The organism is Kitasatospora sp. NPDC097605, assembly GCF_040302725.1.
Lineage (GTDB): Bacteria > Actinomycetota > Actinomycetes > Streptomycetales > Streptomycetaceae > Kitasatospora.
In genome coordinates this window covers 1-12,750 of record NZ_JBEOSF010000018.1, presented here as the reverse complement: position 1 = coordinate 12,750, position 12,750 = coordinate 1, and the positions used below count along the sequence as shown (strand labels likewise).

At 75.3% G+C, this 12,750-nt stretch carries 9 protein-coding genes; 8 read left to right on the top strand and 1 reads right to left on the bottom strand.

What is annotated here, in order from left to right; all coding sequences use genetic code 11:
- Window positions 1-47: 47 nt before the first annotated feature.
- The 7 genes from ABTX81_RS21010 to ABTX81_RS20980 all read left to right on the top strand — a co-directional run bounded on the left by ABTX81_RS21010 (window position 48) and on the right by ABTX81_RS20980 (window position 9,575).
- The gene (locus tag ABTX81_RS21010; RefSeq protein ID WP_350547878.1) at window positions 48-2,252 is read left to right on the top strand and encodes a molybdopterin oxidoreductase family protein; all 2,205 of its coding nucleotides are present in this window, start codon (window positions 48-50) and stop codon (window positions 2,250-2,252) included.
- Entirely contained in the window at window positions 2,252-3,481 is a 1,230-nt protein-coding gene (locus tag ABTX81_RS21005; protein ID WP_350547877.1) for an NAD(P)/FAD-dependent oxidoreductase, read from the top strand. The genes ABTX81_RS21010 and ABTX81_RS21005 overlap by 1 nt, the downstream gene beginning before the upstream one ends.
- A 34-nt stretch (window positions 3,482-3,515) precedes the next feature.
- Window positions 3,516-6,143, top strand: coding sequence for a nitrite reductase large subunit NirB (gene nirB, locus ABTX81_RS21000; RefSeq protein ID WP_350547875.1), 2,628 nt, complete (start codon window positions 3,516-3,518; stop codon window positions 6,141-6,143).
- A complete protein-coding gene (gene nirD, locus ABTX81_RS20995; RefSeq protein ID WP_350547873.1) occupies window positions 6,140-6,505 on the top strand; it encodes a nitrite reductase small subunit NirD in 366 nt (121 codons plus the stop codon). Before nirB ends, nirD begins: the two co-directional genes overlap by 4 nt.
- On the top strand, window positions 6,502-7,869 hold the full coding sequence (locus ABTX81_RS20990) for a nitrate/nitrite transporter (protein WP_350547871.1): 1,368 nt from the start codon (window positions 6,502-6,504) through the stop codon (window positions 7,867-7,869). Before nirD ends, ABTX81_RS20990 begins: the two co-directional genes overlap by 4 nt.
- Before the next feature lie 319 nt (window positions 7,870-8,188).
- Window positions 8,189-8,863 carry a TetR/AcrR family transcriptional regulator gene (locus tag ABTX81_RS20985; RefSeq protein WP_350547869.1) on the top strand — a complete coding sequence of 225 codons (675 nt, stop codon included), beginning with the start codon at window positions 8,189-8,191 and terminating at the stop codon, window positions 8,861-8,863.
- Between the two features lie 157 nt (window positions 8,864-9,020).
- On the top strand, window positions 9,021-9,575 hold the full coding sequence (locus ABTX81_RS20980; protein ID WP_350547867.1) for a universal stress protein: 555 nt from the start codon (window positions 9,021-9,023) through the stop codon (window positions 9,573-9,575).
- 427 nt (window positions 9,576-10,002) lie between these two features.
- Here ABTX81_RS20980 and ABTX81_RS20975 read toward each other — a convergent pair whose 3' ends face one another.
- Window positions 10,003-10,833, bottom strand: coding sequence for an IclR family transcriptional regulator (locus ABTX81_RS20975; RefSeq protein ID WP_350547865.1), 831 nt, complete (start codon window positions 10,831-10,833; stop codon window positions 10,003-10,005).
- 340 nt (window positions 10,834-11,173) lie between these two features.
- On the opposite strand from ABTX81_RS20975, the gene ABTX81_RS20970 reads away from it, so the two are divergent.
- Window positions 11,174-12,487 carry an extracellular solute-binding protein gene (locus tag ABTX81_RS20970; RefSeq protein WP_350547863.1) on the top strand — a complete coding sequence of 438 codons (1,314 nt, stop codon included), beginning with the start codon at window positions 11,174-11,176 and terminating at the stop codon, window positions 12,485-12,487.
- Window positions 12,488-12,750: the final 263 nt, after the last annotated feature.

Below are 12,750 nucleotides of genomic sequence, written 5' to 3'. Positions count from 1 at the left end.
AACACGGCGGACCCGGCTCCGTAACGGGCCGGAGTGAGATTCTGGCCATGACCCCCGCCACCACCGCCCCCGCCGCCGGCAGCACCGGCGCCGCCGCGCCGACCGCCACCCACTGCCCGTACTGCGCCCTGCAGTGCGGCATGCGGCTGCGCCCGACGGCCGCGGCCGGGCCCGTGCCCGTCGAGGTGCTGGAGCGTCCGGACTTCCCGGTGAACCGGGGCGCCCTGTGCGGCAAGGGCCGGTCGGCGCCCGCGCTGCTGGCCCGGGGCGTGCGGCTGACCGAGCCGCTGGTGCGCGAGCGCCCGGGCGGTCCGCTGCGCGCGGCCGGCTGGGACGAGGCGCTGGACCGGGTGGCCGCCGGGCTGCGGACGGTCCGCGAGCGGTACGGCGCGGACGCGGTCGGGGTGTTCGGCGGCGGCGGGCTCACCAATGAGAAGGCGTACCAGCTCGGCAAGTTCGCCCGGGTGGTGCTCGGCACCGCGAACATCGACTACAACGGCCGGTTCTGCATGTCCTCGGCCGCCGCCGCGCACCGCCGGGCGTTCGGCCTGGACCGCGGGCTGCCGTTCCCGCTGGCGGACGTGCCGCACACCGGCTGCCTGATCCTGGTCGGCGCCAATCCGGCCGACACGATGCCGCCCGCGCTCCGCTACTTCCGCGAACTGCGGGAGAACGGCGGCACGTTGATCGTCGTCGACCCGCGCCGCACCCGCACCGCCGAGCAGGCCGACCTGCATCTGCGGCCGCGCCCCGGCACCGATCTCGCGCTCGCCCTCGGCCTGCTCCACCTGGTGATCGCCGACGGCCTGGTGGACGAGGCGTTCGTCGCCGCCCGGACCACCGGCTACGAGCGCGCCCGGGCCGTCGCGATGGCGCACTGGCCGGACCGGGTGGAACGGATCACCGGCGTCCCGGTCCACCAACTGCGGACCGCCGCCCAGCTGTTCGGCCGGGCCGCGACCGGCATGGTGCTCACCGCGCGCGGCCCGGAGCAGCACAGCAAGGGCACCGACACCGTCGGCGCCTGGATCGACCTCTGCCTCGCCACCGGCAACGCGGGCCGCCGGTACGCGGGTTACGGCTGCCTCACCGGGCAGGGCAACGGCCAGGGCGGCCGCGAGCACGGCCAGAAGGCCGACCAACTGCCCGGCTACCGCTCGATCGAGGACCCGGCGGCCCGGGCGCACGTCGCCGCGGTCTGGGGCGTCGACCCGGACACGCTGCCCCGGGCCGGCCGCTCCGCGTACGAGCTGCTGGACGGCCTCGGCCGCCCGGACGGCGCCCGCGCGCTGCTGGTGGCGGGCTCCAACCCGGTGGTCTCCGCGCCGAACGCCTCCCATGTCACAGCCAGGCTACGGGAGTTGGACCTGCTGGTGGTCGCCGACCTGGTGCTCTCCGAGACCGCCCGGCTGGCCGATGTCGTCCTGCCGGTCGCCCAGTGGGCCGAGGAGGACGGCACCACCACCAATCTGGAGGGCCGGGTGATCCTGCGCCGCCGGGCCCTCGACCCGCCCGAGGGCGTGCGCGGCGAACTGTGGCTGCTCGGCGAACTCGCCCGCCGGCTGGGCGTGGAGCGCGGCTTCCCGGCCGACGCCGAGCAGGTCTTCGACGAGCTGCGGCGCGCCTCGGCGGGCGGCGACGCCGACTACGCGGGCATCAGCTACCGGCGGATCGCGGCCGAGGACGGCGTCTTCTGGCCCTGCCCGGACCCGGCGCACCCGGGCACGCCGCGGCTCTTCCTGGAGCGCTTCGCCACCCCGGACGGGCGCGCCCGGTTCGCCGCGGCCACCCATCGGCCGGCGGGGGAGGAGCCGGACCGGGAGTACCCGCTGCACCTGACCACCGGCCGGGTGCTCGCCCAGTACCAGAGCGGCGCGCAGACCCGCCGGGTGGCCGAGCTGAACGCGGCGGCGCCCGGGCCGTTCGTCGAACTGCACCCCCGGCTGGCCGAGCGGCTCGGCGTCGTCGACGGCGAGGCGGTCGCGGTGGTGAGCCGGCGCGGCCGGGCGGTGGCGCCGGCCCGGGTGAGCGCGGCGATCCGGCCGGACACGGTGTTCATGCCGTTCCACTGGCCCGCCCCCGGGCGGGCCAACAGCCTGACCAATCCGGCGCTCGACCCGGTCTCCCGGATGCCGGAGTTCAAGACCTGCGCGGTGCGGGTCGAGCGGGTGCGGGAGCTGGGCGAGGATCGCGTGGGCGGCTTCGGTGACGAGCCGGCGCGGGGCCCGCTCGACGAGCGGACGGCGGGCTGATGGCCGACACCGGAGCGGACCGCCGGATCGCGGTGGTCGGCGGCGGCATGGCGGCCGCCCGGTTCGCCGAGCGGTACACCGCGCTCGGCGGCCCCGGCACCGTCACCGTCTACGCCGCCGAGGCGCGCACCCCCTACAGCCGGGTGCTGCTCGCCGAGGTGCTCGCCGGCCGGTACGACCCGGAGGCGATCGCCCTGCCGCTCGGCACGGCGCGGCTGCGCACCGGCTGCGAGGCGGTGGCCGTCGACCCGGCGGCCCGCACGCTCGCGCTGGCCGACGGCGCGGTGGAGCCCTGGGACGACCTCGTCCTCGCCACCGGCGCCAACCCGGTGCTGCCCCCGATCGGCGGCCTGCGCCGGCCCGACGGCCGGGGCCTCGCCGAGGGCGTGCACACCCTGCGCTCGCTGGACGACTGCGCCCGGCTCGCCGAGCAGGCCGTCACCGCCCGCCGGGCCGTGGTGATCGGCGGCGGCGTGCTCGGGGTCAGCGCCGCCCGCGCGCTGGCCGCGCTCGGCGTGCGGACCGAGATCGTGCACCAGGCACCGCATCTGATCGAACGTCAACTCGACGCCGAGGCGGGTGCGGTGCTGCGGGAGCGGCTGTCCGCGCTCGGCGTCGGGACGTACTGCCGCAACCGGGCCCGGGCCGTGGCGACGGGGCCCGACCGGGTCACCGGAGTACGGCTGGCCAACGGCCACCTGCTCGACTGCGACCTGGTCGTGCTGGCCTGCGGCACCCGCCCGCGCACCGCGCTCGCACACGCCGCCGGCCTGCCGGTCGCCACCGGCGTCCTGGTCGACGACCGGCTCGCCGCCGGCGCCCCGCACGTGTCCGCGATCGGCGACTGCGCCGAGCACCGGGGCACCGTCCACGGCCTGGCCGTCCCCGCCTGGGACCAGGCCGACGTGCTCGCCCTGCGGCTGTCCGGCGCCGATCCCGGGGCCCGCTACACCGGCTCCCGCCCGCCGTCCCGGCTCTCCGTCGGCGGCCTGGAGTACGCGGCGTTCGGCGCCGTCGACGAGACGCTCGACGAGGGGCTGGACGTGCTGCGGCTCACCGACGCCACCCGCGGCAGCTACAAGAAGCTGGTGCTGCGCGGGGACCGGCTGGTCGGCGCGATCCTGCTCGGCGACCTGGCCGGGCTGGACGCGCTCACCGACGCCTGGGAGCGCGACGACCCGCTCACCGGCCACCCGCTGCACCTGCTGACCGCGGCCGCGCCGTCCTGAGCGCCCCACCCCTACCCCCCCGGAGGAGTCACGCATGACGTCGCAGACGTCCGAACGGTCGCTGGACCTCGTCCTGGTCGGCCACGGCATGGTCGGCCAGCGCTTCCTGGAGGCCTGGACCGAGCAGCCCGGCGCCGAGCGCTGGCGGGTCACCGTGCTCGCCGAGGAGCCCCGCCCCGCCTACGACCGCGTCCACCTCGGCTCGCTGTTCGACGGCGGCACCCCCGAGGACCTCGCGCTCTGTCCGCCCGGCTTCCTCGCCGAGCACGGCATCGACCTGCGCCTCGGCGACCCGGTCACCGCCGTCGACCGGGCCGCCCGCACCGTCACCACCGCCGCCGGCGCCCGACTGCGCTACGACGCCCTGGTCCTGGCCACCGGCTCGGTCCCGTTCGTGCCGCCCGTGCCCGGCAAGGACGCCGCCGGCTGCCACGTCTACCGCACCATCGAGGACCTCGACGCGATCCGGGCCGGCGCGGCCGAGGCCGTCGCGACCGGCGGTGGCACCGGTGTGGTGGTCGGCGGCGGCCTGCTCGGCCTGGAGGCGGCCGGCGCGCTGCGCGCCATGGGACTGGCCACCCAGGTGGTCGAGTTCGCGCCCCGGCTGATGGCCGTCCAGGTCGACGAGGGCGGCGGTGCCCTGCTCCGGCGCAAGATCGAGGACCTCGGCGTCACCGTCCACACCGCCGCCGCCGCGAGCGGTGTCGCCACCGGCCCGGACGGCGCGGTGCGCGGCCTCACCCTCTCCGACGGCCGTGAACTGCCCGCCGACCTGGTGGTGTTCTCGGCCGGCGTGCGCCCCCGCGACCAGCTCGCCCGCGACTGCGGTCTGCCGGTCGGCCCGCGCGGCGGCATCGTCGTCGACGAGCGCTGCCGCACCGAGGACCCGGCCGTGCTCGCCGTCGGCGAGTGCGCCCAGGCCGCCGACGGCCGGGTCTACGGACTGGTCGCCCCCGGCTACCAGATGGCCGAGACCGCCGCCCGGGAACTCGCCGGCCACCCCGGTCCGGGCTTCACCGGCGCCGACACCTCCACCAAGCTCAAGCTGCTCGGCGTCGACGTCGCCAGCTTCGGCGACCCGCACGGCAGCGCCGAGGGCGCGCTCGACGTGCTCTACAGCGACAGCCGGCTCGGCGTCTACCGCAAGCTGGTGATCGGCGCCGACGGCGCGCTGCTCGGCGGCGTCCTGGTCGGCGACACCGACGCCTACGGCACCCTGCGCCCGCTGGCGACGGCCGGCCGCCCGCTCACCACCCCGCCCGAACAGCTGGTGCTGCCCGCCGGGTTCGGCGCCGCCGGCCCCGTCGCCCTGCCTGACGACGCGGTGCTCTGCTCCTGCCACAACGTCACCCAGGGCGCCGTGCGCGCGGCCGTCCGCGACCAGGGCTGCGACGGCGTCGCCGCCGTCAGGAAGTGCACCCGGGCCGGCACCGGCTGCGGCAGCTGCCTCAAGCAGCTCGGCACCGTGGTCACCGAGGAACTCGCCGCCACCGGCGCCGAGGTCCGGACGGGCCTGTGCGAGCACTTCACCCGCACCCGCGCCGAGCTGTACGAGATCGTCCGGGTCACCGGCATCACCACCTTCTCCGAACTGGTCGACCGGCACGGCACCGGCGAGGGCTGCGACATCTGCAAGCCCACCGTCGCCTCCATCCTGGCCAGCCTCTCCACCGGCCACATCCTGGACGGCGAACAGGCCGCCCTGCAGGACTCCAACGACCACTTCCTCGCCAACCTCCAGCGCAACGGCTCCTATTCGGTGGTGCCCCGGGTGCCCGGCGGCGAGATCACCCCCGAGGGGCTGATCGCGATCGGCGAGGTGGCCCGCGACTTCGGCCTCTACACCAAGATCACCGGCGGTCAGCGGATCGACCTCTTCGGCGCCGCCGTCGACCAACTCCCGTCCATCTGGGCGCGGTTGGTCGACGCCGGATTCGAGTCCGGCCACGCCTACGGCAAGGCGCTGCGCACCGTGAAGTCCTGCGTGGGCGAGACCTGGTGCCGCTACGGCGTGCAGGACTCCGTCGCCCTGGCCATCGAACTGGAGCTGCGCTACCGGGGGTTGCGCTCCCCGCACAAGCTCAAGTCGGCGGTCTCCGGCTGCGCCCGCGAGTGCGCCGAGGCGCAGAGCAAGGACTTCGGGGTCATCGCCACCTCCGCCGGCTGGAACCTCTACGTCGGCGGCAACGGCGGCATGACGCCCCGGCACGCCGACCTGCTCGCCGCCGACCTGGACCGCGAGACACTGATCCGCACCATCGACCGCTACCTGATGTTCTACATCCGCACCGCCGACCGGCTGGAGCGCACCTCGGTCTGGCTGGAGCGGCTCGACGGCGGCCTCGCCCGCCTGCGCGCCGTCGTCCTCGACGACGCGCTCGGCATCGCCGGCGAGCTCGACGAACTGATGGCCCGTCATATCAGCTCCTATCAGGACGAATGGGCCGCCACCCTGGCCGACCCGGACCGGCTGCGGCGGTTCGCCTCCTTCGTCAACGCCCCCGGCACCCCCGACCCGGCCGTCACCTTCGTCCCCGAACGCGGCCAGATCCGCCCCGCCCGCCACGGTGAGGACGGCCACCTCCTCACCGTCCCGGAATCCGTTCCGGAAACCGTCCCGGTCCTGGTGGCCGGTCCCCGACTGGAGGTGCTCGCCCCATGACCGTGGAGATCCACGACGGCACCCGCTGGCAGCCCGTCTGCGCCCTCGACGACCTGCAGCCCGGCCGCGGCGTCGCCGTCCTGCTCGCCGGACACCAGGTCGCCCTGTTCCGCGACCGCTCCGGCGCCCTGCACGCCGTCGACAACCGCGACCCGTTCAGCGGCGCGTACGTCCTCTCCCGCGGCCTGCTCGGCAGCCGCGGCGACCGGCCCACGCTCGCCTCGCCGATGTACAAGCAGGTCTTCGACCTCATCGACGGCCGCTGCCTGGACGAGGACACCGCCCCCGACGGCAGCCCCGCCGTGCTCCGCCGCTGGCCGGTCCGCGCCACCGCGCCCGGCTCACCGGAGGAGGCCGCATGACCACCGTCACCGGACCGGCCCCCGTCCGCGCCTGCGCCGTCACCCACTGGGACCCGGAGGACCGGGAGTTCTGGGAGCGCACCGGCGCCCGGATCGCCCGCCGCAACCTCGTCCTCTCGGTGCTCTGCGAACACCTCGGCTTCTCGGTGTGGAGCCTGTGGTCGGTGCTGGTCCTGTTCCTCGGCCCCGAGTACCACATCGACCCGGCCGGCAAGTTCACCCTCACCGCCCTGCCCACCGCCCTCGGCGCCGCGCTCCGCCTGCCGTACACCTACGCCGTCGCCCGCTTCGGCGGCCGCACCTGGACGGTCGTCAGCGCGCTGCTGCTGCTCGTCCCGACCACCCTCGCCGCCCTCGTCCTCATCCCCGGCGTCTCCTACGGCACCCTGTTGGCAGTGGCCTGCGTGGCCGGCGTCGGCGGCGGCAACTTCGCCTCCTCGATGGCCAACATCAACGCCTTCTACCCGCACCGCCTCAAGGGCTGGGCGCTCGGCGTCAACGCCGGCGGCGGCAACCTCGGCGTCCCCGCCGTCCAGCTGCTCGGTCTGCTCGTCCTCGCCACCGCCGGTGCCGCCCACCCCCGGCTGCTGCCGCTGGTCTACCTGCCGCCGGTGCTCGCCGCCGCCGCGCTCGCCTGGCGGCGGATGGACAACCTGCCGGCCCCGGCGCGCGGAGGCGGCCGCTCGCCGCGCGGCGCCGACCGCTCGCTGCGCGAGGTCGCCCGCGACCCGTACGGCTGGGCCGTCTCCGCCCTCTACATCGGCACCTTCGGCTCGTTCATCGGCTTCGGCTTCGCCTTCGGCCAGGTCCTCCAGGTGCAGTTCCACGACCGCTTCGACACCCCGGTCAAGGCCGCCGCGCTCACCTTCCTCGGCCCGCTGCTCGGCTCCCTGCTGCGCCCCGTCGGCGGCCGGCTCGCCGACCGCTGGGGCGGCCCCCGGGTCACCCTGGCCGTCTTCGCCGCGATGGGCGCCGGCACCGCCGCCGTGCTGGCCGCCTCCCGGGCCGGCTCGCTGCCGCTCTTCCTCGCCGGGTTCGTCGCGCTCTTCGTCCTCAGCGGCCTCGGCAACGGTTCGACGTACAAGATGATCCCCGCCCACTACGAGGCCCGCGCCCGTGCCGCCGTCGCCGCCGGCACCGACCCCGCCGTCGCCGAGGCCACCGCCCGCCGCCGCACCTCCACCCTGATCGGCCTGGCCGGCGCGATCGGCGCCTTCGGCGGCGTCCTGGTCAACCTGGCCTTCCGCCAGTCCTTCCTCAGCAGCGGCAACGGCGACACCGCCTACCTGGCCTTCCTCGCCGCCTACCTGTGGTGCTCCGTCCTCACCTGGACGGTCTGGCTCCGCCCGGGCGCCCGCCGCTGACCGCCCGCCGCCGGCCCCGGACGCGCACCGCGTCCGGGGCGAGGGCCGGCGTGGTGAGGCCGGGGGCCGGCGCGGAGGCGAGCACGAGGGCCGAGGCGGCCCGGGCGGCGGGTCGGAGCATGACGGGACTCCCGGTGCGGGGCGGCGCGGAGGAGTGCAGCGGCATCCTCCGGCGGGCCGGCCCGGCCGCGCAGCCCCCAGCAAGCCGGGATCCCGGGTGTCCTCGCAGGTCACCATCGCCGTGCCCGGGCCTTCGCCGCCACCTGTTCTCACCGGTGGTCCCCCGGCCACGGAGGGCGTGCGTTGCTAGGGTCGGGGCATGGCAACGAGCAGAACGGGCGGCGCGGGACGGTTGCGGCGCGACGCGCAGCGCAACCGCGACCTGCTGCTCGCCACCGCCCGCGACCTCTTCGCCGAGCGCGGGCTGGACGTGCCCCTGGACCAGATCGCCAAGGAGGCGGGCGTCGGCAACGCCACCCTCTACCGGCACTTCCCGACCCGCGAGGCGCTGATCGGCGAGGTCTTCGCGGACGCCGCCCACCTGCTGGACGAGGCCGGCGCCGAGGCGCTCGCCACCGAGGACGCCTGGAGCGCCATCGAGCGCTACTTCGCGCGGATCTTCGAACTGGTCGCCGCCGACCGGGGCATCAACGACCTGGTCACCCAGGCCATCCCGGCCGTCCCCGGGATGATCGAGATCAGCCGGCGCAACGCCGTGACGGTCGGCGCCCTGGTCGCCCGCGCGCAGGAACAGGGCACCATGCGCACCGACGTGGTCACCATGGACCTGCTGTTCATGCTCGGCCCGCTCTGCCGCGCCCTGCCCGCCGCCGCCGACCTGCGCCCCGACCTGTGGCGGCGCCACCTCGCCCTGCTGCTCGACGGCTTCCGCACCCGCGCCGCCCACCCGCTGCCCGTCCCGCCGATCGGCGAGGAGCACCTGGACCGGATGTTCGCCGACCTCTGGGAGGCCGACGGGCCCGCCGCCGGCTGAGCCGCCCGCCCCGCCCACCCGCCGCCCCGCGTCAGGAACCCGTACGGACCGGGCCCGCCCGCGTCAGGGCCCCGTCAAGGAACCCCCCGTCCCCGCTCCGCCGGGCTTGGCTGATGACCGACGACACCAGCCACCAGCAGTGAGGACGGACAGCACCATGGCGGACGAGCCGACGGAACTCCCCGGCGCACCCCGGGTCCCCGAGGACGACGGCCGCGGCCGCGTCGTCGTCGGTGTCAGCGGCTCGCTCGGCAGCCTCGCCGCCCTGCACCGCGCCGTCGCCGAGGCCCGCCGCCTCGACGCCGAGGTCCTCGCCGTGCACTGCTGGACCCCGGCCGGAGGCGAGTTCGGCTACCGCCGCTCACCCTGCCCGCCCCTGCTGTCCGCCTGCCGCGACGCGGCCGCCGCCCGGCTGCGCGACGCCCTCGACCAGGCCTTCGGCGGCGCCTGGTCCGGCGTCCGGCTGCGCAGCATCGCCGTCCGCGGCGAGACCGGCCAGGCCCTGGTCCGCTGCGCCGACCGCCCGGACGACCTGCTCGTCCTCGGCGCCGGCGGCCGGGGCCCCCTCGCCCGCGCCCTGCGCCCCTCCGTCACCGCCTACTGCACCCGCCACGCCGCCTGCCCGGTCCTCGCCGTCCCCAAGCCACCCCTCCAACGCGAACTGGAAGCCCTCCAACGCCACCCCCGCACCCGCCTCACCGCCACCGCCTGACCCCCTGCCCCACGTGGCTCGGACAGGTGTCCTGACCTGGTAGTGTTCTTCCTGTCGCGAGGGAGATGATCTCTCGTCAGGCGTCAGTGGTGCTACCAGAGCACGTCCCACTTTCAGTGGGGAGAGTCCGTGCGACCCGGGCCTGGCGCTCCAAGGCCGAGAGGGCCCGGTACCTGTTCACTCAGGTGCCGGGCCCTCTCGCATGCGTGGGCGGGTGGTCGTCGGGGGTTTGCCCGTGGTTCGGACAGGTGTCCTGACCTGGTAGTGTTCTTCCTGTCGCGAGGGAGATGATCTCTCGTCAGGCGTCAGTGGTGCTACCAGAGCACGTCCCACTTTCAGTGGGGAGAGTCCGTGCGACCCGGGCCTGGCGCTCCAAGGCCGAGAGGGCCCGGTACCTGTTCACTCAGGTGCCGGGCCCTCTCGCGTGTCAGGGCACCGGGCGGTCGGAGCCGAGTTCGCGGGAGATGCGCAGGCCGACCTGGGCGACCACGGGGCCGAGGGCGCGGACGCGGGCGGCGGTCATTCGGGAGGTGAGGCCGGAGACCGAGAGGGCGGCGGTGACCTCGCCGGTGTGGTCGAAGATCGGGGCGGCGACGCAGCGGACCTCGGGCTCGTTCTCGCGGTCGTCGATGGAGTAGCCGCGGGCCCGGATGCGGGCGAGGTCGGCGCGCAGGTGGGTCTCGTCGGAGATGGTCCAGGTGGTGACGGGGCGCAGGCCGGCGGCGACCACCTCGGCGACGGCCTCGTCGGGGAGCCAGGCCAGGATCGCCTTGCCGGTCGCGGTGCAGTAGGCGGGCGCCCGGCTGCCGACCCGGGAGGCCATCCGGACGTTGGTCTCGTCCTCGACCTTGTCCAGGTAGACGATGCCCGGTGCCTGCCAGACGGTGAGGTGGACGGTCTCGCCGGCCTCGCGCTGGAGGCGGCGCAGGTGCTCGGCGGCGACGCTGCGCAGGTCGAGGGTGGAGAGGTAGGCCTGGCCGAGGCGGAGCGAGCCGTGGCCGAGCCGGAACCAGCCGGTCTCCCGGTCGCGGTCGAGCAGGTGCTCGTCCAGCAGCGGGCCGGTGAGCCGCAGCACGGTGGACTTGTTGAGGTCGAGCGCCTCGGCGAGCTGGGCGAGCGGGACGCCGCGGCCGTCGCCGTGGTCGCGGACGTAGCCGAGGACGGACAGCGCCCGGCGCAGCGAGGAGGACTGGTTGCGCTCGCCCGCGGCCTTCTTCGGTTTCGCGGTGGTGGCCGGGCTGGCCGCCTGCTCCGTCATCGGTCCCGTTCCCCTCTCGTTCCGCCACCGGACTGCGGCGGTTGTCGAACCGTACCCCTTCGAGACCCGGCCGCCGCTTTTTCGATACAGCGTTGTGCAGTGCAAAACTTCGCGAACCGGCTCTTGTTGGGCGCGAGCGCCCGCGCCTAACGTCCCTGCCATCGAGCAGGCGACGCAGCCACCCGAGCGGTCGCACTGCCGTACCCGCGTAGCACCACCCCCACATCCACGCGTTCACGCACGCACCCATCACCGGCCCCGGTCAGGGCCTGCTTCGACGTGCCCGTCCCCAGCGGCGCACGTCTCGGCGGCAGCTGTCGGGAGGGGAGGCTCCACACCCATGCGCATCGCCAGACGGACCACCGCGGCCGCCGTTCTCGCCGCCACCTGCCTCACGGCCGCCGTCGCCTGTTCGCCCGGCACCGCCGTGCCGGCCGGCGAGAAGGCCGCCGACGACAAGACCGGGACGCTGCAGGTCTGGCTGTACAACGAGGCCGGCAACGCCGCGAAGGAAGCGGTGATCAGCAAGGCGGTCGCCGAGTTCCAGGCCTCCCACCAGGGCGTCACCGTCAACGTCAGCTACATCGACACCGACGCCTCGGCCCGCGCCGCCAAGATGAAGGGCGCGTTCAACGACCCGAACAGCGCCCCGGACCTGGTCGAGTTCGGCAACACCGACCTGCCCGGCTACGTCGCCGCCGGCGGCCTCGCCGACATCGGCGCCGACCTCGACAAGTGGAAGGACAAGGGCGACCTCGACCCGGCGATCGCCGCGACCTCGGTGCTCGACGGCAAGACCTACGGCCTGCCGTGGTGGGTCGGCGTGCGCGCGCTGTACTACCGCACCGACCTCTTCACCGAGGCCGGCCTGGCCGCGCCCACCTCCTACGCGGACCTGGTCGCCGCCACCGAGAAGATCCACGCCGCGCACCCCGACACCTTCGGCATCGCGGTCGGCGGCAAGTACACCTTCGGCGCGCTGCCCTTCGTCTGGGACGCGGGCGGCGACATCGCCGCCAAGGAGGGCGACAAGTACAAGGCGGCGATCAACTCGCCCGCCTCGCAGGCCGGCATCAAGCGTTACACCGACCTCTTCAACGAGAACGGCTGCCCGACCCAGCAGTGCGCCGACCTCACCGGTGGCAAGACCGTCGACCTCTTCGCGGCCGGCAAGGCGGCGATGGCGATCCTGCCCAACTCCAGCCGCAGCAAGGTGGACGCGGGCGCGGCCAAGGACAAGTACGCGGTCGTCCCGCTGCCCGGCGAGAAGGCCGGCTCGATCGCCCCGGCGTTCGCCGGCGGCAACAACCTCGGCGTGATGAAGGCGGCCAAGCACCGCACCCTGGCCGTGGAGTTCGCCGAGCTGCTGGCGAGCCCGGCGTACCAGGAGCAGATGTACGACGCGATGGGCAACCTGCCGACGCTGAAGTCGGTCAACACCAAGGTCGCCGCCAAGGACGCCTTCCTGAAGCCGTTCACCGACACCATCGCGGCCGGCACCAAGTTCGTGCCGCTGGACCAGGGATGGGCGCAGATCGACGCCCAGGCGGTCATCCCGACGATGCTCCAGCAGATCGTCACCGGCAAGGCGGACGTGGCCAAGGCCTCGGGCGACGCCGCCACGCAGATCACCTCGGCCTTCGCCGCCCACTGAGCCCGGGCCGAGAAGCGCACGCCGACAGCCCAGGCCACCCGAGAGCCCAGGCCGGCTGATCCCGGGTCCGGTGGGTCCACGCCACCGGGCCCGGGCCCACCGGGCATCCAGAGAGCAGGTCCCGTACGTGTCCGCACCCACCACGACCGCCCCGGCGGCGCCGCCTTCCCCGAGCGGGTGGCGCCGGGGCAGGGCGTCGGGGGCGCCCCCCCCCCCCCCCCGCCCCCCCCCCCCCGGGGGGGGGGGGCCGGGGGCGGGCCTAC

Bases quoted from the DNA above. Each gene is read 5' to 3' on its own strand.
- ABTX81_RS21010 (WP_350547878.1), top strand. From the start codon at position 48: ATGACCCCCGCCACCACCGCCCCCGCCGCCGGCAGCACCGGCGCCGCC.
- ABTX81_RS21005 (WP_350547877.1), top strand. From the start codon at position 2,252: ATGGCCGACACCGGAGCGGACCGCCGGATCGCGGTGGTCGGCGGCGGC.
- nirB (WP_350547875.1), top strand. From the start codon at position 3,516: ATGACGTCGCAGACGTCCGAACGGTCGCTGGACCTCGTCCTGGTCGGC.
- nirD (WP_350547873.1), top strand. From the start codon at position 6,140: ATGACCGTGGAGATCCACGACGGCACCCGCTGGCAGCCCGTCTGCGCC.
- ABTX81_RS20990 (WP_350547871.1), top strand. From the start codon at position 6,502: ATGACCACCGTCACCGGACCGGCCCCCGTCCGCGCCTGCGCCGTCACC.
- ABTX81_RS20985 (WP_350547869.1), top strand. From the start codon at position 8,189: ATGGCAACGAGCAGAACGGGCGGCGCGGGACGGTTGCGGCGCGACGCG.
- ABTX81_RS20980 (WP_350547867.1), top strand. From the start codon at position 9,021: ATGGCGGACGAGCCGACGGAACTCCCCGGCGCACCCCGGGTCCCCGAG.
- ABTX81_RS20975 (WP_350547865.1), bottom strand. From the start codon at position 10,833: ATGACGGAGCAGGCGGCCAGCCCGGCCACCACCGCGAAACCGAAGAAG.
- ABTX81_RS20970 (WP_350547863.1), top strand. From the start codon at position 11,174: ATGCGCATCGCCAGACGGACCACCGCGGCCGCCGTTCTCGCCGCCACC.